Raw genomic sequence first — 25544 nt, 5'->3', positions numbered from 1 at the left:
ATGCCATGAAGTATCTCTCGTTGGTATGGGCGCAGTTGTTCCGCAGCAAGACCCGCACCTTGTTGACGCTGCTGTCGGTGGTGGCGGCGTTTTTGTTGTTCGGCATGCTCGATTCGGTGCGCGTGGCCTTCACCTCCGGCGGCAACGTCAGCGGCGTGGACCGGCTGGTGGTCGCTTCGCGTTTGTCGATCACCCAATCGCTGCCGATCAGCCTGGAATCGCAGATCCGCAGCGTGCCGGGCGTGCGCGATGTGACCTCGGCGATGTGGTTCGGCGGTATCTATCGCGACCCGAAGAACTTCTTCCCCAACTTCTCGGTGGCGCCCAATTTCTTCGACGTTTACAGCGAATACGAGCTGCCCAAGGACCAGCTCAAGGCCTTCCAGACCACGCGCACCGGTGCCATCGTCGGAGAGAGCCTGGCCAAGGCCAATGGCTGGAAGATCGGCGACACCATCCCGTTGCAGGCCACCATCTTTCCGCGCGGTGGCAGCAACGATTGGCCGCTGCAACTGGTCGGCATCTTTCGCATGAAAGACCGCACGGTGGCAGCCAATCAGGAACGCCAGTTGATGATGAACTGGAAATACTTCGACGAGTCCAACGACTACATCAAGAGCAAGGTCAGCTGGTACACGGTGACGCTGCGCAATGCCGACCAGGCCTCGCGGGTGGCGCAGGCGATCGATGCGTTGTCGGCCAACTCCGATCACGAAACCAAGTCGCAGACCGAATCGGCGTTCCAGCAGGCCTTCCTCAAACAGTTCGCTGATATCGGGTTGATCGTCACTTCGATCATGGCGGCGGTGTTTTTCACCTTGTTGCTGCTGACCGGCAACACCATGGCGCAGGCGGTGCGCGAACGCATTCCGGAATTGGCCACGCTCAAGACGCTGGGCTTTCAGGACCGCACCGTGTTGAGTCTGGTGATGGTCGAGTCGGTGCTGTTGATCGGGCTGGGCGGGTTGATCGGCATGGGCCTGGCAGCGTTGGTGATCCCGATGGTGGCCGCACGCAGCGGCGGGGTGATGCCGGTGCAGAGCGTGCCGCTGCAGACCTGGTTGGTCGGGCTGGGGCTGATGGCCGGCATCGGCATCGTGGTGGGTGTGCTGCCGGCGTTACGCGCGCAGCGCTTGAAGATCGTCGATGCCCTCGCCGGCCGCTGACAGGAGCATGCACATGCAAACCAAATGGAAGAACCGTCTCGTCAATCTGGTGTCGGTCGTGTTGCTGGCCGTCGGGCTGGGCGTGTGGATCGCGCTGCCGTGGATCGGCGTGTTGGTGCTCGCCGTCGTGCTGGCGGTGTGGCTGGTGGCCACACGCAGCGGCCGGCTGTCGTTGGCCGCCGCGCGTATCGGCATCGCTACCTTGCCGCAACGCTGGGGTGCCAGCTCGGTGATCGTGGTCGGCATTGCCGGCGTGGTCGGCGTGCTGGTGGCGATGCTGGCGATGGGCCAGGGCTTCCAGGCCACGCTCAACAACACCGGCGACGACACCACTGCCATTGTGTTGCGCGGCGGCTCGCAGGCGGAAACCAACTCGGTGATCACCCGCAACCTGGTGCCGCTGATCAGCAGCCTGCCCGGCATCGCTGCCGATGCCAACGGCCGCCCGCTGCTGTCGCCGGAGCTCTCGCAGGTGGTCAACATCGCCTCCAAGTCCGATGGCACCGACGTCAACGCGCAAGTGCGTGGCGTGGGCGAACAGGCCTGGGCGGTGCACGACAAGGTCAAGCTCGTGCAGGGCCGGCACTTCACCACCGGCCTGCGCGAGATCGTGGTCGGCAAGGGCGCGTTGAATCAGTTCCGCGGGCTGGAACTGGGCAAAACGCTCACCCTCGGCAGCCAGCAATGGACCGTGGTCGGCGTGTTCGCCTCCGGCGATGCGCACGATTCGGAGCTGTGGACCGATGCGCAGACGCTGGCCACCACCTACAACCGCAGCGCCTATCAGTCGATCAGCGTACGCACCGCGGGCAAGGCTGGATTTAGCCAGTTCAAGACCGCCATGGCCGCCGACCCGCGGCTCAAGCTGGATGTGGAAACCACCCGCGCGTACTACGGCAAGCAGGGCGGCGGCTTGAACAAGTTGATCAGCATCCTGGGCACGGTGATCGGCACGATCATGGCGGTGGGCGCGGTGTTCGGCGCGCTCAACACCATGTATGCGGCGGTGGCCACGCGGGCGCGCGAGATCGCCACCATGCGCGCAATCGGTTTTCGCGGCACGCCGGTGATCATGGCGCTGATGCTGGAAACCATGTTGCTGGCATTGCTGGGCGGCCTGCTCGGTGGCTTGATCGCCTGGGCGGTGTTCAACGGCTATAGCGTGTCCACGCTGGGCAACAACTTCAGCCAGATCGTGTTCCAGTTCAAGGTCTCGCCGGAGCTGTTGTGGAGCGGGCTGAAATGGGCGCTGGGTATTGGCCTGGTCGGCGGGCTGTTCCCGGCGTTGCGCGCGGCGCGGTTGCCGATTACCACGGCATTGCGTGAGGTGTAAGGCGGGCTGTTGGCCCGCTGGGATTTGGGAGGCGGGATTCGGGATTTGTTGCAGCCAAGGCAGCTGAGCGCGGGTGCCGCGGCTGAACACATTGCAGTCTGTCATCGTTTTGTCACTGCAATGCGGTAGATGCGCGGGCCGGGCAGGCCGTAGCCTGCTCGGCCGTTTCATCCATCGATTCTCTCGCCATGATGCGCCTGATTCTGCTGGCCTGCGCCTGCCTTTGGCTGGCCGGTTGTTCTTCGTCCTCGACCTCGCTCAGCGAGCGCCTGGTAGCGCCCGGTGGCGTATCACCGTTGCTGGACGAGGAGCGCATCGCCGCCACCATCGCCACGGTGCCCAACCGCAGCGGGCATGTGGTGACGCGCGATCAGGTACCGATCTTCTGGCGCGCCATCGATCCCGGCCAGTACGCCATGCAGTACCGCTATCTCGGCCAGCGCAACGATCCGGCGCATGTGCTGGATGTCGATTTCAGCTTCAAGGTGCCCACCGCCACCCCGCCGACGCCGCGCGGGACGGTGGTGCTGCTGCACGGCTGGATGATGGATGGCGATTCGCTGCTGCCATGGTCGCTGGAATTGGCGCAGGCCGGCTACCGGGTGATCACCATCGACCTGCGCAATCACGGCCATTCTGGCGGAGGCCCATCCGGTTACGGCACACGCGAATCCGATGACGTGATCGATGTGCTCGATGCGCTGCAGCCGCGCGGCGAAATCCGCGGCCCGCTGTATCTGTTCGGCATTTCCTATGGCGCTGCCACCGCGCTGTTCACCGCCGACAAACTTGGGCCGCGCGTCGCCGGTGTGGTGGCAATGGAATCCTTCGCCAATGCCGGGCGTGGCATCCGCGACATGGTGCCGCACCTGCTCACCAGCCAACCGAACGGCTGGCGCGGGCAAGCGGTGGCTGCGTATGCACGTTGGCGCTATGCCGATCAGAATATCGATGCGGTGATCGCCGCCGCCGACAGCCAACTCAAGCTGGATCTGGACCATGTCGATGTCGCGCACGCCCTGGCCGACACCCGCAGCTGCGTGCTGCTGTTGCATGGCGATGCCGATCAGCACATCCCGGTCGCACACGGGCGTGCGCTGGCGCTGGCCAGCCCGCGCGCGCACTACGTCGAGTTGCCGGGAGAAAACCATCTGAGCCTGCCTCTGCGGCTGGATCTGCTCGGCGGGCCCATCGATCAATGGCTGGCGCAAACGCAACAGAACCCGAGCCACTGTCCCGCACCACAGGCACTGCCGACCTCCACGCTCGCAGTGGCGACACCGGCAGTGGCGCCGCGCGGCTGAGAGCGGCCGACAAAACGTCGCGCGCGGTCCTCAATGGGAGCGGACCGCACGCTCCTGACCGGCGTTTACAAATGACATGCCGATGTCGAGCAGCGACTGCGCCCGCACGGCGCTGAGCGCAGTGGTCTGGTAGTCACCCGCATCCAGACGGGAGCCGTACAACGGCAGGCTGCCGGAGCGCGCACGACCGATGCTTAGGGAACCACCACAGCCGGCCGCCGCGAACGCAACACGCTGTCGCCAACGAACAACAGCAGCCCCACCCAGATCGCCGCAAACCCGATCGCACGTCCTTGATCGAACGGCTCGTGGAAAAACCACACGCCCAGCAGCAACTGCAGGCTCGGCCCGATGTATTGCAGGATGCCCACCAGCGACAGCGGAATCCGCCGCACGCCATACGCAAACCCGATCAGCGGCACCGCCGTCACCACGCCGCCGAAGATCAGCAGCAGGTCGGTGCGCAACTCCCAGCCGCTCAGGAAGGCGCCGCCATGGCCCTGCTCGCCCCATGCTGCCAGCAGCAACGCCGGTACGAACAGATACACGCTTTCCACGCCCAGCCCGGCCACCGGATCCACCGCCACCAACTTGCGCAGCAAGCCGTAGGCACCGAACGAAAACGCCAGTCCCAGTGCGATCCACGGCGGCGCACCGGCATCGATGGTCAACCACAACACGCCCAGTGTGGCGCACGCCACCGCCACCCACTGGATGCGCTGCAGGCGTTCCTTGAGCACCAGCACGCCCAGCAACACGCTCAGCAACGGATTGATGAAGTAGCCCAGGCTGGCTTCGATCACATGCCCGGCGTTGATCGCCCAGATGTACAGGCCCCAGTTGAACGCGATCGCCACGCTGCTGCCGGCCAGCATCCACAACGCGCGTGGCTGCGCGGCGATGGCGCGCCACCAACGCAGCCCCGATGTCGCCAGCAACCACGCCACTACCAGCACCGTGCTCCAGACGATGCGGTGCGCAATGATCTGCAGCGACGGCACCGCCTTGAGCAGATGCCAGTACAGCGGCACCAGGCCCCAGATCACGAAGGTCGATGCGGTGATCAACAGGCCGCGACGCGCCTCGATCGGCGAGACCGCGCTCATCGCCGCGCCTTGGCCAACGTCACCACCAATACGCCCGCCAGAATCACCGCCATCGCACCGATATCGTGCGCGCTGAAACGCTCATGCCCGAGCCAGGCGCCCAACCCCACCGCAATCACCGGGTTGACGTAGGCGTAGCTGCCGGCCAACGCCGGGCGCACGTGATGCAGCAGCCACACGTAGGCGGTGAACGCCACGATCGAGCCGAACACGCACAGGTACGCCACCGCCAGCAGCCCCTGCGGTGTCGGCAAGCTGTGGGGGCGCTCGCCGATCAGCAGGCCGACGCTCACCAACAGCACGCCGCCGCACAGCATCTGCCCGGCGGCAGTCATGAACGGCGAGGGCAGATCGCGCCCGCGCGACCACACCGAACCGAACGCCCAGCCGATCGGTGCGATCAGCAACAACACCAATCCGCCGGGCGTCGCGGTCAGGCTGCTACCGGCGTTGAGCCAGACCACACCGAGGAAGCCGATCACGATGCCCATCCATTCGCCACGGCTGGCATGCTGCCCACGCAACGCGCCGAACAGCGCCATCCACAACGGCACCGATGCAACCGACGTGGCGGCCAGTCCGGACGACACGCTGCGCTCGGCCAATACCACCATGCCGTTGCCCAGCAGCAACAAGGCCGCGCCCATCAAGGCCACGTTCTTCCATTGCGCACGCGTCGGCGCGGCCACACCACGCCAGCGCAGTACCGCATACAGCACCGTGCCGGCCACGATGAAGCGCGTGCCCGACACCATGGTCAGCGGCAGCGCGCCACCTTCCAGCGCAAACCGGATCGCCAGATAAGTCGAGCCCCAGACCACGTAGACCAGCAACAACGCGAGAGCGACCAACCCGCTGCGCGCAGGCGCGGCAGCGTCGTGAGAGGAAGACATCGGAACAGTGCCAAGTACAGCGGAAGCTTCAATTCTAGAGCAGATGCCCAAGCCGAGGCCGCACGCAGCCAGCGGGCGTCTATCGCGGTATGGTGCAAGCCGACCCGCATCCGAGAGTGCACATGCAGCTTCGTCTTCCCTGGCTGGCCCTGGCCGCCCTGACCACGCTTTCCACCACGGCATCGGCACGCGCACCCGAGCCCTGGGAACTCAGCGGGCGCAAGTTGATCGAGGCCGGGCTGGACGGATCGCTGGCGCCGGAAATCGACGCGCCAGCGCAGCTCGAATTCAAGGTCCTGGTTTCGGCCAGCCGCGCCGGCGCTTACCTACTCGGCGTCGCCAGCGCCAGCTACCGCAAGCAGTGGTGCATGCCGGCAGGCAAGGCAGGCACACCGGATCTGCAGGCGATCATCGCCGATATCGGCGCGCTGCCCGACGCGCGCCAGGACCAAGCAGCGCCTGACTTGATCGTCCAGGCGCTGGCCAAACGCTATCCCTGCGGCGGCGCGCGCGCCAAGGCTGCGGCGGGCAACGCGCAGCGCAATCCTGGCAAGCCTTAGCGCGGCTAATAAACGATTGCGCTCACCGCCAGGCGGGCGCGGCCGGTGCTCGGTGCGCATGTACCACTCGTACACTCCGGTTCTGAGCGCGCCGTCGGCACCCACCTGACGACTGCTCACTACGGCTTGTCAGCCGCTCTTAGAGCAGGTCCATCGGCAACCATTAATACCCGAGCGTTGACCACAGCGCCGGGCAGTCGAATGTCGCCCGGTTGGTCGAGGGCGCGATGCCCTCACCATTGCGCGCTTACTTGCGCGCCGCATCGCTCTTGGTACGGATGGCCTTGAACTCCGAGCCGTCCTGCCAGCTCGGCCACTGCCGGCCATTGGCCAGCGCCACGCCCACGTCGTAGACCAGCGTGGTATCGGCCGCGTGGCCGCTGGCATCCCACTGCGGGGTCCAGCGATCGCAGGGCTGGTGATAGCACTCGGCAAAGTATTTATCGCGCAGCGCCTTGCCGGCCGCGACACCGCCCTCGAGCATGTCCAGACCGGGGCCTGCAGTAATCGCCGGCACACCCATGCGTGCGAACGCGAAATGATCGGCGCGGTAGAAGAAGCCCGCTTCCAGATTCGGATCCGGCGAATAGCTGCGTCCACGCGCCTTGGCGGCCTGTTCCAACTCGCCTTCCAGCGAGACGCGTCCACGTCCCCACGAGGCGATATCGCGGGTGAGGCCGTCCGGGCTGAACATCTCCATGTTAAGCACGGCCACGGTCTTGTCCAACGGCGCCAGCGGATGCGCGGCGTAATAGTTGGCGCCAAGCAGGCCCTTTTCTTCTGCCGTCAATGCGATGAAATACAGTGTGCGCTGCGGCTTGGGGCCGGCCGCGAACACGCGCGCCAGTTCCAGCACGCTGGCAACGCCGGTAGCGTTGTCCACCGCGCCACGACGCACAGTATCGCCGCCGGCATCGGCCTTGCCCACACCGAAGGCATCCCAGTGCGCGGAGAAGATCACCGTTTCGTCCGGATGCTGGCTGCCGGTGAGCTTGGCCACCACGTTATGGGTGACCACGCGCTCGCGCTTGAGCTTGAAGTCCACTGACAGCGTGGCATCGCCCAACACGATCGGCGCGAAATCGCGCTGCTGCGCCCGCTGCTTGGCCTGAGCAAAATCCAGCCCGGCGCGCTGGAACAGCGACACCGCCAATGCCTGCTGCATCCATCCGCGCACCGGCACATGCTGCGCCCTCGCATCGGCATCGCTGCGTTCGATATCGAACAACGGCGACAAGCCGGAACTCTGCACCGTCGCCCAGCCATACGCGGCCGGCGCGGTCTCGTGCACGATCAACACGCCTGCCACGCCGCGGCGTGCGGCCTCTTCGTACTTGTAGGTCCAGCGGCCGTAGTAGGTGACCGCCTTGCCATCGAATGCGCCAGGCTGCGGCGCTTCGAAATCGGCATCGTTGATCAGCACCACCGCGATCTTGCCGCGCAGGTCCACGCCCTTGTAGTCGTCCCACTGCCGCTCCGGCGCGCTGATGCCGTAGCCGACGAACACCAGCGGTGCGTTCTTCAAGGCCACCGCATCCAGCGGGCGCAGACTCTGCAAGGTCACATCGGTGCCATTGACCAGGGTCTGGGTCTTGCCGCCGACACGCAGGCTGGCGTGCACCGGGCCATCCACCTGCGCGCGTACCAACGGTACTGCCTGGGTCCAACCGCCCTGCTCGCCGCCCGGCTGCAACCCTGCCGTCTTAAACTGCTCGACCAAGTAATCCACGGTGCGCTGCTCGCCGGCGCTGGCCGGCGCGCGCCCTTCGAATTCGTCCGATGCCAGCAGGCGTACATGCCGCGATAACGCCTCGGCATCGATGCCACCGCTGGGCAGATCGTTGGCGGCCTGCGCCACGCCTCCCACAAACAGGCAGGCGGACAACAACAGGATGCGCATCGGATTCACGGCGTGGCCTTGCAACAGATAGATGACACATAGTTTACAAGCGTGCGGCCGACACTGGAGCGATGGCACGCGTTGCCAGGTGCGATGTCCTCACCGCTTGGGAACATCCAAGCTGTGCTGAAACTCAAGCTCTCGGTCGTCTTGAGAGGTGGTTGAACGGTTTGGACGGGTCGGTTTTTAAGAGTGGATGATCTGCTGGTTTGCTGCAGGGCCCTTGCCCGCCCACCATCGCGAGACACGCCGCAAGTACGTCCGTGTAGGCTCTTACGCGGCATCCATGCCGCGTAAGGTCCCGCGACGGTGGGCAGGCAAGGACCAGTCGAGATGGTCGGTATGCATGGCTATTCGAAATCCCGCTTATCGTGGAAGTGATTGGACACTGCGGATAGAGCAGTTGCAGAGCGATTGATCTGCCGTTTTGCTGGAGGGCCCTTGCCCGCCCACCATCGCGGGACACGCCGCAAGTACGTCCCTGTAGGCTCTTACGCGGCATCCATGCCGCGTAAGGTCCCGCGACGGTGGGCAGGCAAGGACCAATCGAGATGGTCGATGTGCATGGCTATTCGAAATCCCGCTTATCGTGGAAGTGATTGGACACTGCGGATAGAGCAGTTGCAGAGCGATTGATCTGCCGCTTTGCTGCAGGGCCCTTGCCCGCCCACCATCGCGGGACACGCTGCAAGTACGTCCCTTTAAGCTCTTCTGCGGCATCCATGCCGCATAAGGTCCCGCGACGGTAGGCGGGCAAGGACCCGTCGAGATGGTCGGTGCGCATGGTTGCAAGCAACGCATGACGTGTGTTGTTCGGATAACGCTGCGGCGATCAGCTTCGCAACCCAATACGCAACGCGATCACAGGCAGGCTTTCACCCAACCACCGGCCAACTTTATGGTGCGGTGTCCTCACCGATTGCGGGACCGTGTGGCGGCATGGATGCCGCCACCGAGCCTACACGGACGTACTTGCGGCGTGTCCCGCGGGCGGTGAGGGCACCGCACCCTCGACCAACCAAGTTTTGGTGCATGGTTGCGAGCAGTGCGCGTTGCGCTGCGGTCTGATCGGCTCTTTTCGATGCGAGCAACGTCACTGCCATTCCCGACATCACTCCACTTGTCAGCCAAGGCGAGTGCGGCCAACACGTTGCCGCCACCGATGCAGCGTTCAAGCGATTTTGTCAGCCGCTCCAAGCGCGCTAACTCGTCCGCGTTGCGCGATCCAGCCAGCACGCCAGGCCCTGCGCGTTGAGTTCGATATCGGTGGCCAGCAACTGCGCCACGCTCGCATCGTCCAGGCGGCAACCGTGCAGGCGGGCGCGCTCCAGATACAGCTCACTCAACGCCGCCACCATGCAGCGATGGCGGTCCGCACGCTGTGCGCAGCTCAGTGCAATGGCGGTCATCGCATGGATCTGCTCGATCAACGCCTGCGCCAACGGCCCCGGCGATGTGACACGTCCGTAATGGGTCAGATACATCGCGGCCGGCGCGGTCTCCATCAGCCGCGCGATGGAGTGCAGCATCGCTTCCGGCTCGAACTGCACCGGCGAAGAAGTCGGCAGGATGAAAGCGCCTTGTGCGCTATCGAGCTGGCGATACGACAAGCCGAAGGTGTCGCCAGTGAACCAACTGCGGCTGCGTGCATCCCACACGCACAGATGATGCCGTGCGTGCCCGGGCGTCTCGATCGTGCGCAGCGCGCGCTCGCCCAACATCACGGTCTGCCCATCGGCTGCTTCCACCACCCGCTCGGCGGGCACCGGCACGATGGCGCCATAACTGCGCGCCATTTCCGCCTCGCCATACACGGCGGTGGCACCGGCAATCAGCCGGGTGGGATCGATCATGTGCGGCGCGCCGCGCGGATGCACCAGCACGCGCGCATTGGGCAGGTGCTGCAGCAAAGCACCCGCGCCGCCAGCGTGATCCAGATGCACATGGGTCAGGATCAACCACTCCACCTGCGCAGGCGTCAGCCTGGCGGAGTGCAACGCAGCCAGCATGTGCGGCACCGACAGCGAAGTACCGCAATCGACAAAGGCGCCACGTTGCGCCTCGACGATCAGGTACGCCGCATCGAACTGCACACCGCCAAAGCCGGTATCGATGGTCTGGATGCTGGAATCGGCTATCGCTGTCATTCCCACACCATGCTTGCCCAGGAAACCGCAGTGTAGGCGCAAGGTCTTTGCGCTGGCTGTGTTCGCAGTTCCAGGCAGCGATGCATCAGTCGCCTGGACAGCGCTGCCGTCAGGCTGCGCTTATCGGAATTCGACATCGCACGGCCAGGCGATCACCTCGTACCGTCAGCCGTCAGCCGCGATGCATTGCTCCGCGCCGATCACCCCTCGCGCAACACACGCATCGCCACAAGAATCACCTCCGCATCCACCTGCGCATGCACGCCCGGCAATTGCAGATCACTGGCCTGCTCGGCCTGTTTCAAGCGTGCAATCAACTGACCCGCATCGCGTGGCGAGGCGAAGCCATCGCTCTGCAGCAGCAACGCACCGGCGCCATCGTTCAACTTGAAGTAGAACTGCCCGTCGCTCTCGCGATATTGCTTGAACACCGGCGGTGCGACTTTTTCGTCTGCGTCCACGGACGTCGTCGCGGCCTGACTGGAGAGATCGCGCAGACCCACCGCAGCGCGCAACTCGGCCAGAAACGGCGTGGCGTAGCGTGCGCGCAGACGTGCGCCACCGGCGCGCAGAATCGCCTCGATCTTCGCCGGCTCGGCCATCAGCGCCTCATAGCGCGTGCGCAGCGGCGTAATTTCCTGGTCGATCCGCTCGAACAGCTGTTGCTTGGCATCGCCCCAGCCGATGCCATCGGCAAAGGCCTGGGCAAATGCAGCCGTTTCCTGCGGCGTGGCGAAGGCCTGATACAGCTGGAATAACGCCGAACCCTGCGTGTCCTTGGCTTCGCCGGGCGCGCGCGAATCGGTGAGGATGGAGAACACCAGCTTGCGCAGTTCCTCGCGTGGGGCGAACAGCGGAATCGTATTGCCGTAGCTCTTGCTCATCTTGCGGCCGTCCAGGCCTGGCAACGTGGACACCTGCTCGTCGATCACCGCCTCGGGCAAGGTGAAAAAGTCGCGCCCATACACATGATTGAAACGCTGGGCGAAATCGCGCGCCATCTCGATATGCTGGATCTGGTCGCGTCCCACCGGCACCTTGTGCGCGTTGAAGATCAGGATGTCCGCCGCCATCAGCACCGGGTACATGAACAAGCCGGCGCTCACGCCCGCGTCCTCGTCCTCGCCCTCGGCGCGGTTCTTGTCCACCGCCGCCTTGTAGGCATGCGCGCGGTTGAGGATGCCCTTGCCGGCCACGCAGGTGAGCAGCCATAGCAGCTCGGTGGTCTCCGGCACATCGGATTGGCGATAGAACCACACCGTTTCCGGGTCCAGCCCGCAGGCCAGCCAGCTGGCGGCGATCTCCAGCGTGGAGCGCTGCGTCCGCGCCGGGTCCTGCGCCTTGATCAAGCTGTGCAGGTCGGCCAGGAAATAGAAGCTCTCCGCATCGGCGCCGGCGCTGGCCTGGATCGCCGGGCGGATCGCACCGACGTAATTGCCCAGGTGCGGGGTGCCGGAGGTGGTGATACCGGTAAGAACGCGAGTGGTCATCTGCATGAAGGCCAGGAAGTCAGCGCACAAGTTTAGCGGTTCCGTGCACCGGGCATGGACGCGCCGGCTTTGCATGCGTTATCCCACCCGCAGACGCAAAACGGGCCGCATCAGGCGGCCCGTCGTGTGCAGGTGTCGCTCACTTCATCGCGTGAGCGACCTTGCGGATGGCTCAGGTGTCGTCGCGCAGCGACTTTTCGAAGGCGCGCACTTCGGTCTGGGCGCGATCGCGATCCCAGCCGTAGCGCTCCTGAAGCTTGCCCTGCAGATACTCGGCATTGCCTTCGGCGATCTTGAAATCGTCGTCGGTGAGGTCGCCCCACTTGGCCTGCGCCTTGCCTTTGAGCTGGGTCCACTTACCGGAAATGATGTCAGTGTTCATGCGTTGACTCCGCTTGATGCGGCCGCGATTGACCGTGGCGTCAGGTTGCCGATGGACGCGTTCGCTGCAGATCAAAAGCTGTCAAACCCGGACTCACCGCACTGAATGGTCGCTTACGCCTGCGGTGCACGCGGCGCATGTCGATACACGCAGAACTGGCGCGTCGAACGCAGCAGTTCCCGAAAACATGGGCAAAAAAAACGGGCCTTGCGGCCCGTTTTTTCTAAGCATGCAGCGCTAGATCACTTGCGCGCAGCGTCTTCCACTTTCTCGCCAGCGCCCTGCACGTCCTTGCCGGCACCTGCGACGGTGTTGCAACCCGCCAACATACCGACCGAAAACACCGACAGCACCAGCAGCATAATTGCACGCTTCATAACAAACTCCTTCGTGGGTAAACGGCGACGTGCCGCAGATCAATCAATTCGAACAACAAGATCAGACAAAACCTGGAATCAGCACTTACCGTCGCTGCAATTATCGGCCTTCTTTTCGACCTTCTCACCTGCGCCCTGCATGTCCTTGCCGGCGCCGGCCATGGTGTTGCAGCCAGTCATCACGCCAGCCGAAAACAGGCCTAGCACCATCAGTGTCAGCAGTCGCTTCATCGGTCTTCCTCAGTTCTGCATTCGGTGCCAACGCACCGCGCTTGGCGCCAAATCTGACTGCGTGGCCGTGGATTTGATGTGAACGTGGCGCGCCGCGTTCAGCAATCGATCAATCTCGCATCAGCGTGGACTTGCCGAACAGGCTCTCCACCAGATCCACCGCCAGCTCGGCGGTCGCGTTGCGGTTGTCCAGCACCGGATTGAGTTCGACGATGTCCAGCGACCCCATACGCCCGGTGTCGGCAATCATCTCCATCACCAGCTGCGCCTCGCGGTAGTTGGGACCACCGGGCACGGTGGTGCCCACGCCCGGCGCGATGCTGGGGTCGAGGAAGTCCACATCGAAGCTCACGTGCAGATGGGTGTCCGCGCTCATGCCCTGCAAGGCAGTCTCCATGGTGCGCTTCATGCCGGCCTCGTCGATGTAGCGCATGTCGTAGACATCGATGCGATGCTGCTTGATCAGACGTTTCTCCTCCGGGTCCACCGAGCGAATGCCGATCTGCCGCACCTGCTCGGGCAGCAGGGCCGGCGCGCTGCCGCCCAGATGGGTCAACGCCTGCGGGCCCAGGCCGCACAGGCAGGCCACCGGCATGCCGTGCACGTTGCCCGATGGCGTCACCTCGCTGGTATTGAAGTCCGAATGCGCATCCAGCCACAGCACCCGTAGCGGGCGCCCCTGTTCGCGGCAGTACTTGGCCACCGCGGTGATCGAACCGATGCCCAGGCAGTGGTCGCCGCCGAGCATGATCGGCATGCGCCCGGCGCATAGTTCAGCGTAGCTGGCGTCCATCAGCGCCTGGTTCCAGGCCACCACTTCGTCCAGATGCCGGTAGCCTGCCTGCGGGGCCAGCCAGGGATTGCGCGGGCCATTCAGATTGCCCAGGTCGCGCACCTCCACACCGCGGCCGATCAAGGCCTCCTGCAAGCCGGCGATGCGCAGCGCCTCCGGCCCCATCCGCGCGCCACGGTGGCCGGCACCGATGTCGGTGGGAACGCCAATCAGGGAAACCGGCAGGTACTGCGTCGCCATGCATTGCTCCAGCATCGAGAAAGCGCTGAAGTCTAGTCGTCGGCCCGCGCACTGACGCGCGGCAGCGCAGCACGGCGCGCGGCCTGCGTCACCAATCACGCAATCGCATCTGCCACTGCAGCAATCCGAACAGCGGCCGATACCCCGTAGCGGGCAAGCGTCGGGCAAGCGTCGGACGGGAGCGGATGGCATGCGCAAAGGCTGCGGTGTCAGCGTGATCCATCTCGACCGGAGCACTACCGACCACCAGCCGCGCTCGCTTGTCAGCTGCGTCGAGAGGTTGATTGCTGCTTCACGTGACGTGGTTGGGCAGTTTGTGGCGCATCTGTGCTTTGCGGAATGCGCCTGCCTGCCCGCACAGTTAGACCATGGCTGGAGATGCCGGTGCCACTGTCTGCCCGCCAGCGCGGGTCATCAGTGCCATCGACAGGTTTTTTTCATCGCGCAGCGCGTTTTGTACAGGGGAGAAATTCATGCCGCACAACGCCGTCAACCAGGTCGTCAAGGCTGCCGTGGGCGAGGTCGCGCGGGCGTCGCATCAGTACGACCTGCAGCGCATCGGTCGCGAGTTCGCGCAGACCATCGAGCGTGAGCCAGGCATCCGTTTGTTGATGCTGTCCACCGCCGACGGGCGCGCCATTACCGAGCAATCCAGTCTGGATGTCGACGGTCGGCGTCTGGCGGCGATGGCCAATTCGTTTCTGACCCTGGGCGAGACCCTGGCGCGCGAATCCAGTCTGAGCGAGGCCGATTACGCCACCGTCAGCACCCGTGGCGGCCAGCTGGTGCTGATCCGCATTCGCGCCGACAAACCGCTGACGCTCACCGCAATTGGCGGCCCACAGCTCAATGCCGCCGCACTGTTGTTCAACGCGCGCGACTGCGCCGGCCGTCTGGCCAAGGCCATGGCGCAACCGGCGACCTGAGGCTTGGCATTGTTCGTGCTTGCCTTTCGCGCACCCATTACTCACCGCTTGTAAGGACGTCCCGTGGCACAACTCAATCTGGAACACCTGCATTCAATCGCCGGCTTCGTCGGTGCCGCACTGGTCGATAGCGACAGCGGCATGGCACTGGGCATGACCGGCGGCACCGATCTCAACCTGGAACTGGCCGCCGCCGGCAATACCGAAGTGGTGCGTGCCAAGCGTCGCATCGCCGAGCAGCTCGGTCTGAACGACACCATCGAAGACATCCTGATCACGCTGGCCCGTCAGTACCACCTGCTGCGTCCGCTGGAGAGCAACGGCACACTGTTCTTGTACGTCGTGCTGGACCGCGCCAAGGCCAATCTGGCGATGGCCCGTCACGAGCTCAAGGCGTTCGAAAAGACCCTCGACTTCGGTTGATGCCAACCTGGCGGCGCACACGCGTCGCCTGTCCGGCCTGCCGGTCTGCACCGGCAGGCGTCGCACTCCAACGCGCCGATGCGGCGCCATGTCATGACCATACCCATTCACGCCCTGCGGGTCGCTACGGCCGGCCTGGACCTGCTGCACACCACGCGCCTGAAACTGGCGTGCTCGCTGCTGCTGGCCGAGCGCGTCGACGTGCAATTGGGGCAATGGCCGCACCACGCGGCCGACGTGGTGGTACTGGGTCTGGAAAGCGCCGACGGCCTGGCCGCATGGCAGGCGCTGCAAGGCCAGCCGATGCGCGTGCTGGTGGTGTCGCGGACACCGGTCGCCGGCGCATGGATCAAGCACGGCGCCACCGTGCGCGAACTCAACGAACACCTGCGTCTGCTGCTGTCCTCGCCGCATAACGTGCAGATCGCCGAACCGGCGCTGCTGATCCGCCATTGCCGCGGTGAATTCGGCAACGCTGCAGTGCTGCTACGCCACGCGCAGCTGCACGTCCGTGTAGATCCGGCCAATGCCTGCGTGCAACTTGCACCCGGCCTGCCGTTGTCCGAACTGGTCGCCGCACTGGATCGCCCCGGTTGGCAGGTCGCACCGGACACAACCGATGCCGCACTGACGCAACGCATCTCGTTCGAAGCGCTGTATTTCGCCCTGCCCGAGCATCTGCGGCCCGCGCTGCCGGCGGTGGAACCCAGCCATGCGCTACAGCTGCGCCAATGGCCGGAACTGAGTGCCGAGACCAGCTCGCCCGCACAGTTGCTCGCCATCGCCCACCTGCATGCGCGTCCGTGGCGCGCGCAGGCGCTGGCCAATGCTTGCAAGCTGCCGCTGCAAACGGTGGAATGCCTGTTCGCCGCTGCACTTGCCAGTGGCCTTGCCCAGACTGCGGAGATTCCCGTGCCTGCAACGCAGACTCGTCCGGACAGCAGCAACTCCCGGTTCTTCTCCTGGGTCGCACGTCGGTTTGGCCTCTCTCTTTTTCAGGCGCAGTCATGAGTCTTCCGGCCAACAAACTGGTGTTCGTTGGCGGCATGGGCGCCGGCAAGACCACGGCAGTGCGCGCCATTTCCGACGTGGAGCCGGTCAGCACCGAGATGCCGCTCAGCCAGGATGCCTACGGCGACAAGACCTACACCACGGTGGCGCTGGACTACAGCTCGATCGAGCTGGAAGACGGCGAGTTGCTGCACGTGTACGGCGTGCCGGGCCAGAAATACCTGGATTTCATGTGGCCACTGGTTTGCGACGGCGCACTGGGTGTGATCGTGCTGACCAGCGCGCGCGATCCGCAGATGCTCGAGGCCACGCTGACGTTGCTGCGTGAATTTTCGCAGATCGCACCAGAGGCAAGTATGGCGGTGGGCATCACCATGACCGACGAAATGCAGGATTTTCTGCTGCCGCCGTTCCGCGATGCATTGGTTGCCGAAGGCTTTCGCATCCCGGTCATGCGCGTGGATGCGCGCTCGGCCACCCAGATCACCTTCCTGGTGAAATCGCTGCTGTCCTATCGCTACACTTCGGCGCACAGCTGATCGGCAGCGCCTGGCGCGCGTACCTGCGTGATCGACACGCAAGACAAAACAAGGAATCCGGTCACGACGGTGCCTGAAAGGGCGTCACGCGGGGGATGCCGCCTCTAGGGTGGCGGCGACGCGTCCATCTTCCTTGATGCCAGACACACGACGCGAACGTCATACATTCGAGCGCTTTGTCTGACTTGTTCAGTATGGCGCGCGATCAAAAGCCAGGACATCGGGACGTTCCCGACATCGCGCAGGACATACCCGTGATATCGCGTCGGCAATAGCGGTGGCGATGGGCAGCCAGGCCGTCGCGGCACCATGCGGCTTACGCGCGCGTAGTTGGGTGCCTGGCTGCCAAGCGGCGCACCCACCTGTGGTGACCGCACACCGCGTAGCCAGTAGCTAGCGACTGTCTTGCTGCTGCTGTTGCACGGCAACTCGTCGAACAGGCAGACATCAAGCGATCTCGACGCGCGCTTCGGCGCACGGCAGCGTCACTGCCCGCGGCGGCAACCTGACCCGCCAGAATCGACAACTGCAGCGCGCCGCAAAGACGCTGCCGCAGTACTGACCTATCGCCACGATCGGATAAAGTAGCGCGATGACAATCGAACTGAAGCCCGGCGGCTTGTTGATCGCGATCGAAGGCATCGACGGCGCCGGCAAGACCACCCTCGCCCGCAGCCTGGCCACCACCCTGGAAGCGGCCGGCGTCCGCGTCGTACTGAGCAAGGAGCCGACCAACGGCCCCTGGGGCACCCAGTTGCGTCAGTCCGCCGCCACCGGCCGCCTGAGCGCGGACGAAGAAGCCGAGCTGCTGATCCGCGACCGCCACGAACATGTGGACACCCTCATCGCGCCCGCATTGGCACGCGGCGACATCGTGATCCTGGACCGCTACTTTCCGTCGATGGTTGCCTACCAGGGCGCCGCCGGCCTGCCGCTGGACGCGCTGCTGGAACGCAACGCCTTCGCACCGCGCCCGGACGTGCTGCTGCTGCTCGACCTGCCACCGCCCACCGGCCTGGCGCGCATCCGCGCCCGCGGCGACGCCCCCAACCACTTCGAAACCCAGGACAACCTGGAACGCTGCCGCGCCATCTTCAATGCCCTGCAATTGCCGGGCAAACACGTGGTGGACGCCAGCGCAGATGCAGACAGCGTGCTACGCCAAGCCCACGCTATCGTCGTTGCCGCACTGGCCGAACGGCTGAGCGGCGACGCTGCGCACACCGATGCAGAAAGGGCTGTCCTGAAACTGCTATCGGCCGGTCGCCCGGCCTGATCTGCTGCGCGTGCTTACGCGCAGGCAACAACAAACTGCGCAATACGATTTGCGCGCAACGCGCAACTTATCTAAAGCCCCTCTCCCCGCGGGAGAGGGGTTGGGGTGAGGGTACGGCCAGCCACAATTCCCGACGAAACCGCTCCTTCACCAAGCGCTTCGCCTCATAAAGGAATCAATATTCCGATAGAGGATGTCGCGTTGGCCCGCACAACCACCGTGCGTGGCAATCGGCTGCAGTGAAAATTGCAGGCACAGAAAACGCACCCAAACGACAGCACGGCCAGAACAGGTGTGTGCACGAACTTGTGGATCGAAGATGGTGCCGGCACCCGGATTCGAACTGGGGACCTACCGCTTACAAGGCGGTTGCTCTACCAACTGAGCTATGCCGGCAAAGGCCAAGCGCATTGCGCGCCGGTGCGCATTCTAGCGCAGCGCGGAGCAATCTAGCGATCGTTGACGCGTTGCACCCGCGGCACCCTGCAACGCAGTGGGTGCCGAGGCACTACGCACATCGATCCACCAGCGCGATTGCCCGGTGTCGCTGGGCATCAGCTGCGCGGGAAACCCCGCACTCACCAGGCTCGCCTGACGCCGCTCGGCGCGCTCGCGGCTCTGGTATTGGCCCAGCGCGACGGAGTTGTCCTCGCCTTGCGCAATCACGTAATAGTCGCCGATGCCAGCCGCCGCGATGCGCTTGACCAATGCCTGCGCCGCGGCACGATCGCCCACGCTGGGCAGCATCACCCGGAACGTGCTGACCCCGGCGTCCTTGTCTTCGCGCACGCTGCTGCGCGTGGCTTGACTACGAATGCGTGCCAGCGCGGCATCGGCGTCCGCGCGCGCCGGATAGGGGCCCAGGCTGGCGCAGCGCTCTGGAACGGGCGCGGGAGTCGGCACCGTTGGCGATGTCTTTGGTGCAGGCGCCACAGCAACCTCGGCAGGTTTCGGAGCGACCTTGGTTGTGGCCGGAATCTCGGACGGTACTGGCGATGTTTCGGCCACTGCGGTGGTAGCCGCAGCTGTCGAAGCGGCCGCCGCCGCTTGTTCCGTTGATGTCTGAGCCGGTGCCGGTGCCGGTGCCGGTGCCGGTGCCGGTGCAACCGATGTTGCTGCCGGCGCAGCATCTGTATCTGCAGCTGCTGTTGCTGCCTCTCTCGATATCGCAGCCGCCGCGCCTGTTGCGATGTTCGGCAACACCTCCAACCGTGCCACACCCGCCGGCTGCGCCGGAGCGGCCAACGCGGCCGGTGCCGGCTGCAGGGCCCACCACAACGCCACGCCGGCATTGAGGACGATCAAGACAACGATGAGCGCGCGTACATACATGCAATGGATTCTAAGAGTGGCCGATAACCGCTGGCGAGAACTCGACGACTCGGCGCGAGCGGCAGGCAGCCAGTGACCCCAGTGTACGAGCGCGACATCCCGATGCCGAGCACCGGCCGCCCACCTGGCGGCTGCGCATCGTTTCGATCACCGCCCTCAGGGCGCCGACGCAGACCTCGCCCAGATCGCCAGCCCATCCAGCACCAGCGCAGCGCGGAACGTGGCATCGGGCAACAACGGCAGTAACGGTGGCGCGCCGCCGCCGTGCACCAGCAAGCGCACCGGCACGCCCAAACTGCGTTGCGCGTGCTGCAGGCTGCGCTCGATCAGCGCCACCGCCGCACCATCGCAACCGGACGCCAGTGCATCGTCCGTGTCGTTGGCCAGCTCCACATAATTGCCTCCGCTGGCCGGCAATTGCACCGCGCGGGCATGCAGCGCTTCGCGCATGGTAGTCGGCGAGGCAGCGATGCGCCCGCCGTGATGCTGCCCATCAGCCCCAAGCATATCGATGGTCAGCGCAGTGCCCACGCCGGCCACCAGCACCGGTGCCTCGCCACGCGCGCCGAGCAGCGCCAGAAAGCGATCCACGCCGAAGCGGCTCGGGTCCGCATATGCAATGCGGATGCCGGCGCATTCGGCCGCTGTGCGCACGATCCGCACCTGATCGAAGCGCTCGTGCAGGCAGGCGAGCATCCGCTGCGTCAACGTCGGCGCAGCAACGCTGGCCACATGCGCGATGCGCCCGGTCGGCAGCGCCGACAGTGCGGCCGCATCCATCGCCTCGGCGCCGTGCGGCCACGCCTGCACATCGCCGGCGCGATCTCCCTGTAGCAGGGCGTACTTGAACCGCGAATTTCCAAGATCGAACAACCACTCGCTCATGCAGGTCTCACGCTCACTTCTCCGGAGTGGAACAGGCGCACCGTCTCGCCCAATTGCACCCGCAACGCGCCGTCGGCAGCCAGACCGAGCGCAACGCCGTGATGCCGGGTGCCAGCCTCTTCGACCTGTACCGCGCGGCCACACAACACGTCCAGGGCCGCATAGCGACTCAGGAACGGAGCCAGCCCCTGTGCCTCGAACAGATCCAGCGCCGGCAGCAGCCCGGACAACACCGCCGCCACCACGGTATCGCGCGAGACCGCACGGCCGGCCAGCGTATCCAGATCCACCCACGGCTGGTCGATCGCAGCGGCCGCCGCGGCCGGCATGTGCACATTCAAGCCCAGTCCGATCACCGCACGCGCATTGCCGGCCATTTCGCCGCCGCCTTCGATCAACAGGCCGCCCAGCTTGCGCTCGCACGCCAGCAGATCGTTGGGCCACTTCAGCCCGACATCGGCAAAGCCGCAACCGCGCAAGGCTTCGGCCACCGCCACACCCACCGCCAGGCTGAGCCCGGCCAGCTGGCCCAACCCACCGCTGAAACGGCGCGAGGCCGACAGATAGATATGCGCACCCAGCGGCGAGGTCCATTGCCGGCCGCGACGGCCGCGCCCACCGGTCTGACGCTCGGCCAGCAGCACCGCCACGCCCCGCTCGGGCGCCGCACGCGCCAGCAAGCTGGTGTTGGTGGATTCCAGCGTCCAGGCGACATCGAGTGCAGCCAGGCCCGCCAGCGCATCGCTCGACATGGCCGCACGAATCCGCACAGCCTCCAGCAGATCCAGCGCCGCCGCCAGACGGTAGCCGTCTCCGGCCCGCCCTTCGATGTCGACCCCGGCTGCGCGCAAATTTTGAATGCGCTTCCACACTGCCGCACGGGTCAACCCGGCATCGCGCGCCAGCGCATCGCCGGATAGCCGGCCGCTCGCAAGTTTGGCCAGCAACGCGCGGTCATCCACGGCAAGGTCCCCAAATCGATCCGTGAAAGTATGCGCCAAGCCCACCCGGGCGCCCAGCACGGCTTGCGTGAGGGAGTGAAAAGCGCGTTATGATCGCCAACTCACGCCGCTTGCCCTGGATGTGGACGATGCGCCGAATCACGGTTTGCCTGCTCCTGTTATTGGCTCCGCTTGCCGCGCTGGCATCGGACCAAGTGGTCGATGGCGACCATGAGAGCTGCGTCAGCACCAATTCGGCTGCGCGCGGCAGGACGCCCAATGGCGAGGCCGCTGCACCGGCACGCGCTCCCGCGCACAAGCCCACGCCGGCCACCGGCGGCGGCGGCGGCGATGGCGACGCGCTGTTCCCACGCATGCGCACGATGCCGCGCTGGCACAGTTTTCTGCCGGGCATGTTCCGCTGATCCAGTGGTTGTCGCGCTGGCTGCGCCGGCCGCCCATCGACATTCCTGATGCGTTATGGCTGCCGGTCTGCAGCGGCTGCGCCTGGGTCGCCGCGCTCGATCCGCCCCGCCAGCACCGTCTGCGCGCGCTGGCCGCACAGTTCCTGCAGCAAAAAACCATTTCCCCGGTCGATGGGTTGCAGCTGCATGCGCACGATCATGTGCTGCTGGCGGCCACCTGCTGCCTGCCGCTGCTGGAAATCGGTGCAGTGGGCTGGCGCGGCTGGTCGCAACTGATCGTCTACCCGGACGCGTTTCGTGTGCAGCGCACGCATGTGGATGCGGCTGGGGTAATGCATGCCTGGGACGACACGCTGATCGGCGAATCCTGGGAGCAAGGCCCGCTGATCGTCAGCTGGGCCGATGTGCAGGCCGATCTGGACGACCCGCAGGCCGGCTTCAACGTGATCGTGCACGAGATGGCGCACAAGCTCGATGCACTCGATGGCGCCCTCGACGGCACCCCGCCGCTGCCACGCGATGCACAACGCGCCTGGGCACGCGATTTCCAGCAGGCCTTCGATGCGTTCTGCCAACGCGTGGATGCCGGCGAAGACACCGAGATCGATCCGTATGCCGCCGAGGCACCGGAAGAATTCTTCGCGGTCGTGAGCGAATATCACTTCTCGGCGCCGCAAGTGATCGCGCGCGTCATGCCGGATGTCGCCGCGCAGTTGACGCGTTTTTACGGGCCTTCGCCGTTTGCTTCTTCAGCGCAGCGCTGAGGGTGTGGTGGCACCAACGCGTTGCTTGCGATGGTTGCAATGCAACCGCTTCGCGCGCGGTGCTCGCACACGCTTGGCCGAATTGAAAACACCGCTGCGCAATGTCGTCCAAGTGCCCGCTCGGCACTGCTGATTTCAACAGCACGCTGCAATGCACTCACACCAGCCCGAGATCGCGCGGCCTGGCACCGGGAAACACCCGCTCCAACTGCGCTGGCGACAGCCCCCACAATCGACTCAATAGACCGCCAAACAGACTGCGGTAATTGGTAAGCACGGGGTAATCGCGGTTCTGCAGCAGCTGCGTTTGTTCGACCGCGACCTGTTCGCCAGCAATACGACCACCCTGCACGCCGCCACCCAGCACCCAATACGTGGTGCCGTGCCCGTGATCGGTACCCTTGCTGCCGTTCTCGCGAAAGGTGCGGCCAAACTCGGAGAGCACCACCACCACGGTGTCCTTCCATGCCGGCCCCAAGGCATCGGCGTATGCCGCCAGCCCTTCGCCGAGATTACGCAGATTGTTCGCCAACCCACCTTCGACACTGCCCTGGTTGGCATGTGTATCCCAGCCGCCGACATCGACGAATCCCAGCCGGTACTGGTCGCGCATCAGGCTCGCCATGCGCCGGGTTTCGTCGGCGAAGGTGCGCGCACTGGCAGCGCCGCGGCCGGCCTGCTCCATCTCTTCGCGCAGCTGCGCGGTCACCTGCTGACGCAATGCCAGGCCCTCGCGCGCGGCTGCCGCAAGCGGCGTTGCGTCGTACATCTGCGACAGGATCTGCGCCTGCCGCGCATCCAGACCGCCTTTGCCGATCCCACGCAACGACACATTGGGCAAATCGCCGCCGCCTTGAAACGTCAGCGGTAACGAATCGGTAAACGCAATCGCCGGCACCCCGCTGAGCACGCCCGACAAGCGCGCCATGAAACCGGACCGATAATCGCGGCGCTGCCTGCCGGCCTGGCCGGATTCGATATCGTCCTGGGTTTCGAAGTGGCTGCGCGACAGATCGTCCGTGCCGGCAAACGGCACGAAGGCCAGCTGCTTGCGTTGCCACAGCGGCAACATCGCATCGCGCATCACCGGGTTGAGACCCCATTGCGCATCCAACGCAACGGCGCTCTTTGGATTGGCAGCATCCGGACGCGCAATAGCCAGGGTCGGCCGCGCCTGATAATAAAAATCGCTGGCGTGCGGTACCAGCAGATTATTGCTGTCGTAGCCGCCACGCAGAAACACCACCAGCATGCGCGCACTGTCGCGTGGCGCGGCAAACAGACGACCGGACCACGGCAGACTCGCGGCCGCTGCGGAGGCAAGCAGAAATTGACGTCGTTGCATGGTGCACTCCTGCGGCGATAACCGTTCGGCGATTGTTGAATCAGCAGTCGTTGAATCAGCGGCCGCTAGATCAGCGATAGTTGAAGTCCGGCGATGACAGCAAAAACCCATTCCACTCCGCCGGCGAACGCGCCTGGCCCAACGCCTCATGCGTGCCGCTGGAAAGCGACGGTGCAACCCAGCGATACGATGGACGCGTATCGATCTGCGTCAGCACAGGAATTGGCGTGTCGTTATCGCCATCGAAGCGAAACAGTTGCTTGGGTCCGCTGCCCAGGGAACGCGCTACCTCGAAGCGTCGCGCCAGTTGCCCGGAGCTGGTCCACGCCCGCGATTGCAGCGACCATCCATCGGGTGTGATGCGCCCGAACACCGGCTCGCCGAGTTGCTGCACCCAGCTCACCATCGGCGCGGCATTGACCACTCGTTGATCTTCGTACGCCAGCCGCATGGCCGAGACCACAAACCGATTCGGATCCTTGAACTTGCGCGGTTGCGCCTGCGCAAATTCCGGCGCGTCCAGCATGGCCTGCATCACCTTGGCGATATCGCCATCGCTGCGTTGAAAGGTCTTTGCCATGCGCGCGACCAGTGCAGCCGGTGGCTTGTCGCTGACGAAATACTCGGCCAGGCGCTGCGACACAAACTGCGCGCACGCCGGTTGCCGTACCAACAGCTGCACTGCACGTTCGATCTCATCCAGACCACCAGCGGCGATGCGCTGGCCCAGCAAGGTCTTGTCGCCGGGTTGATGGCGCGCAGGATTGAATTCGAACAGGCCCTTGCGCACGACCTGTGCCTGCCCCGTTGTTGCAGCGGTTGGTACTGGCGGCGCGCCTTCGGCCTTGATCGGCACCAGACCGGCGCCGGTCAGTATCAGCGCCAGTTGCTGCACATCCTGCTGGCTGTAGCCGCCATGCACGCCCAGCGTGTGCAACTCCATCAATTCGCGCGCGTAGTTTTCGTTGACCTTGCCTTTGGCATTCTTGGCGTTATCCAGATATTCCAGCATCGCCGGGCTTTCCAGCGTCGCCATCACCAGGTCGGCGAACTTGCCGGTGGCGTGCGGACGAATCGCGTTTTCCATGTAATCGGCCGCCATCCATTTCACGCGCCCCTTGTCGGCGTACACGCTGAAGTGATTGAGCCAGAACCACACCAACTGCTCACGCAGCTGCGCCGGCGCATACACCGCACGCAGCAATTGCGCCTGACGCGCCTGGGTCAGCATCTGACCGCCACGCGCCTGCCAGGTCTTGCGCAAGGCAGCCTTCTCATCGCCATCGGGCAGCGTTTGCAGACGGATCTTGTCGGCCTCGTATTGCGTCAGCAAGGTCACCAATGGCGTGTGCAGCGCATCGAACTGCTGCAGTTGTGCACGGATCGGCGCTGGCAATGCGGCATCGTCGCTGGCTTGCAATAGCAGTGCGCCGTAGCGCTTGGGGCCGAGCCGCTGCAGCTGCGCCGCGCTATCGGCATCCACGCCGTAGGTGGCACGCTGCAACCAGCGTGTCTGTGCTGGCGTCAATGGCGCTTCGGCGGCACTGCACGACAGCACGACGACGCAGCCCGCCAACAGCAACGGCACGCGCCATCTGCGCTGTCGAGGTGTCCGGACGGAAAGTGCAGTGACCCACCGTGCCTGTGCAACGCGCTCGAACATGCAGTTCTCCATCGCAACGGCCTGCAACCGGCCCAGTATGGTCAAGCCAACGCGTGAGGCGTTAAACGGTTGTCGGAGCGTGGCGCGACATT

At 65.0% G+C, this 25544-nt stretch carries 25 protein-coding genes, 1 tRNA gene and 1 other RNA gene; 12 read left to right on the top strand and 15 right to left on the bottom strand.

The annotated features are described in order from the left end of the window. The first annotated feature begins 5 nt into the window (after positions 1-5). The 3 genes from NMB96_RS08010 (at position 6) to NMB96_RS08000 (ending at position 3803) form a co-directional block, all read left to right on the top strand. Complete coding sequence (locus tag NMB96_RS08010) at positions 6-1166, top strand: ABC transporter permease (RefSeq protein WP_006448815.1); 1161 nt, start codon at positions 6-8, stop codon at positions 1164-1166. A gap of 7 nt (positions 1167-1173) precedes the next feature. Next, positions 1174-2499 carry an ABC transporter permease gene (locus NMB96_RS08005; RefSeq protein WP_425520912.1) on the top strand — a complete coding sequence of 442 codons (1326 nt, stop codon included), beginning with the start codon at positions 1174-1176 and terminating at the stop codon, positions 2497-2499. 188 nt (positions 2500-2687) lie between these two features. Further along, on the top strand, positions 2688-3803 hold the full coding sequence (locus NMB96_RS08000; protein WP_255086635.1) for an alpha/beta hydrolase family protein: 1116 nt from the start codon (positions 2688-2690) through the stop codon (positions 3801-3803). Positions 3804-3997: 194 nt separating this feature from the next. Here the strand turns inward: NMB96_RS08000 and rarD are convergent, their stop codons facing one another. Together rarD and yedA are read right to left on the bottom strand one after the other, a co-directional pair. Continuing rightward, positions 3998-4909, bottom strand: coding sequence for an EamA family transporter RarD (gene rarD / locus NMB96_RS07995; RefSeq protein ID WP_255086634.1), 912 nt, complete (start codon positions 4907-4909; stop codon positions 3998-4000). Continuing rightward, positions 4906-5802 (bottom strand): drug/metabolite exporter YedA, encoded by an 897-nt coding sequence (gene yedA / locus NMB96_RS07990; RefSeq protein WP_255086633.1) that lies wholly within the window; start codon positions 5800-5802, stop codon positions 4906-4908. The genes rarD and yedA overlap by 4 nt, the downstream gene beginning before the upstream one ends. Before the next feature lie 89 nt (positions 5803-5891). On the opposite strand from yedA, the gene NMB96_RS07985 reads away from it, so the two are divergent. Together NMB96_RS07985 and NMB96_RS07980 are read left to right on the top strand one after the other, a co-directional pair. Beyond that, positions 5892-6362, top strand: a complete 471-nt coding sequence (locus NMB96_RS07985) for a Rap1a/Tai family immunity protein (protein WP_023905524.1) — start codon at positions 5892-5894, stop codon at positions 6360-6362. 58 nt (positions 6363-6420) lie between these two features. Further along, positions 6421-6497, top strand: a non-coding RNA gene (locus tag NMB96_RS07980) — sX9 sRNA. 112 nt (positions 6498-6609) lie between these two features. On the opposite strand, the gene NMB96_RS07975 is transcribed toward NMB96_RS07980, so the two are convergent. The 7 genes from NMB96_RS07975 to rocF form a co-directional block, all read right to left on the bottom strand. Further along, the gene (locus NMB96_RS07975; RefSeq protein WP_255086946.1) at positions 6610-8262 is read right to left on the bottom strand and encodes a M28 family metallopeptidase; all 1653 of its coding nucleotides are present in this window, start codon (positions 8260-8262) and stop codon (positions 6610-6612) included. 1202 nt (positions 8263-9464) lie between these two features. Then, positions 9465-10409 (bottom strand): MBL fold metallo-hydrolase, encoded by a 945-nt coding sequence (locus NMB96_RS07970; protein WP_425520911.1) that lies wholly within the window; start codon positions 10407-10409, stop codon positions 9465-9467. Between the two features lie 200 nt (positions 10410-10609). After that, positions 10610-11899, bottom strand: a complete 1290-nt coding sequence (locus NMB96_RS07965; RefSeq protein WP_255086631.1) for a tryptophan--tRNA ligase — start codon at positions 11897-11899, stop codon at positions 10610-10612. A gap of 172 nt (positions 11900-12071) precedes the next feature. Continuing rightward, complete coding sequence (locus NMB96_RS07960) at positions 12072-12281, bottom strand: CsbD family protein (RefSeq protein ID WP_006451342.1); 210 nt, start codon at positions 12279-12281, stop codon at positions 12072-12074. Between the two features lie 242 nt (positions 12282-12523). Beyond that, on the bottom strand, positions 12524-12658 hold the full coding sequence (locus NMB96_RS07955; RefSeq protein WP_006451341.1) for an entericidin A/B family lipoprotein: 135 nt from the start codon (positions 12656-12658) through the stop codon (positions 12524-12526). 78 nt (positions 12659-12736) lie between these two features. Further along, on the bottom strand, positions 12737-12889 hold the full coding sequence (locus NMB96_RS07950; RefSeq protein WP_006451340.1) for an entericidin A/B family lipoprotein: 153 nt from the start codon (positions 12887-12889) through the stop codon (positions 12737-12739). Positions 12890-12998: 109 nt separating this feature from the next. Beyond that, positions 12999-13922 (bottom strand): arginase, encoded by a 924-nt coding sequence (gene rocF / locus NMB96_RS07945; protein ID WP_023905530.1) that lies wholly within the window; start codon positions 13920-13922, stop codon positions 12999-13001. Positions 13923-14395: 473 nt separating this feature from the next. On the opposite strand from rocF, the gene NMB96_RS07940 reads away from it, so the two are divergent. The 5 genes from NMB96_RS07940 to tmk all read left to right on the top strand — a co-directional run bounded on the left by NMB96_RS07940 (position 14396) and on the right by tmk (position 18097). Continuing rightward, a complete protein-coding gene (locus NMB96_RS07940) occupies positions 14396-14848 on the top strand; it encodes a roadblock/LC7 domain-containing protein (RefSeq protein ID WP_006452080.1) in 453 nt (150 codons plus the stop codon). 63 nt (positions 14849-14911) lie between these two features. Beyond that, positions 14912-15271 carry a roadblock/LC7 domain-containing protein gene (locus tag NMB96_RS07935; RefSeq protein ID WP_006452081.1) on the top strand — a complete coding sequence of 120 codons (360 nt, stop codon included), beginning with the start codon at positions 14912-14914 and terminating at the stop codon, positions 15269-15271. 93 nt (positions 15272-15364) lie between these two features. Then, positions 15365-16282 (top strand): hypothetical protein, encoded by a 918-nt coding sequence (locus NMB96_RS07930; RefSeq protein ID WP_255086630.1) that lies wholly within the window; start codon positions 15365-15367, stop codon positions 16280-16282. Beyond that, positions 16279-16821, top strand: coding sequence for a GTP-binding protein (locus tag NMB96_RS07925; RefSeq protein ID WP_255086629.1), 543 nt, complete (start codon positions 16279-16281; stop codon positions 16819-16821). Before NMB96_RS07930 ends, NMB96_RS07925 begins: the two co-directional genes overlap by 4 nt. Positions 16822-17413: 592 nt before the next feature. Beyond that, a complete protein-coding gene (tmk, locus tag NMB96_RS07920; protein WP_255086628.1) occupies positions 17414-18097 on the top strand; it encodes a dTMP kinase in 684 nt (227 codons plus the stop codon). Positions 18098-18417: 320 nt separating this feature from the next. Here the strand turns inward: tmk and NMB96_RS07915 are convergent. From NMB96_RS07915 to birA, 4 genes are all read right to left on the bottom strand, one after another. Continuing rightward, positions 18418-18493, bottom strand: a tRNA-Thr gene (locus tag NMB96_RS07915). Between the two features lie 33 nt (positions 18494-18526). Then, positions 18527-19429: an SPOR domain-containing protein gene (locus NMB96_RS07910; RefSeq protein WP_255086627.1), complete on the bottom strand. Its 903-nt coding sequence runs from the start codon at positions 19427-19429 to the stop codon at positions 18527-18529. A gap of 156 nt (positions 19430-19585) precedes the next feature. After that, positions 19586-20314, bottom strand: coding sequence for a type III pantothenate kinase (locus NMB96_RS07905; protein WP_255086626.1), 729 nt, complete (start codon positions 20312-20314; stop codon positions 19586-19588). Beyond that, positions 20311-21321: a bifunctional biotin--[acetyl-CoA-carboxylase] ligase/biotin operon repressor BirA gene (birA, locus tag NMB96_RS07900; protein WP_343237633.1), complete on the bottom strand. Its 1011-nt coding sequence runs from the start codon at positions 21319-21321 to the stop codon at positions 20311-20313. Before birA ends, NMB96_RS07905 begins: the two co-directional genes overlap by 4 nt. 44 nt (positions 21322-21365) lie before the next feature. Between birA and NMB96_RS07895 the strand changes: the two genes are divergently transcribed. Together NMB96_RS07895 and NMB96_RS07890 are read left to right on the top strand one after the other, a co-directional pair. Beyond that, entirely contained in the window at positions 21366-21680 is a 315-nt protein-coding gene (locus NMB96_RS07895; protein ID WP_255086624.1) for a hypothetical protein, read from the top strand. An 8-nt stretch (positions 21681-21688) separates the two neighbouring features. Next, a complete protein-coding gene (locus NMB96_RS07890; RefSeq protein WP_255086623.1) occupies positions 21689-22444 on the top strand; it encodes a M90 family metallopeptidase in 756 nt (251 codons plus the stop codon). 157 nt (positions 22445-22601) lie between these two features. Here the strand turns inward: NMB96_RS07890 and NMB96_RS07885 are convergent, their stop codons facing one another. Both NMB96_RS07885 and NMB96_RS07880 read right to left on the bottom strand, forming a co-directional pair. Further along, positions 22602-23789, bottom strand: coding sequence for a DUF1501 domain-containing protein (locus NMB96_RS07885; protein WP_183086919.1), 1188 nt, complete (start codon positions 23787-23789; stop codon positions 22602-22604). A gap of 70 nt (positions 23790-23859) precedes the next feature. Further along, entirely contained in the window at positions 23860-25452 is a 1593-nt protein-coding gene (locus tag NMB96_RS07880; protein ID WP_043889525.1) for a DUF1800 domain-containing protein, read from the bottom strand. Positions 25453-25544 lie beyond the last annotated feature (92 nt).

It is taken from the genome of Xanthomonas hortorum, assembly GCF_024339125.1.
Taxonomy (GTDB): domain Bacteria; phylum Pseudomonadota; class Gammaproteobacteria; order Xanthomonadales; family Xanthomonadaceae; genus Xanthomonas; species Xanthomonas hortorum.
This window is presented reverse-complemented; position numbering and strand designations above follow the sequence as displayed.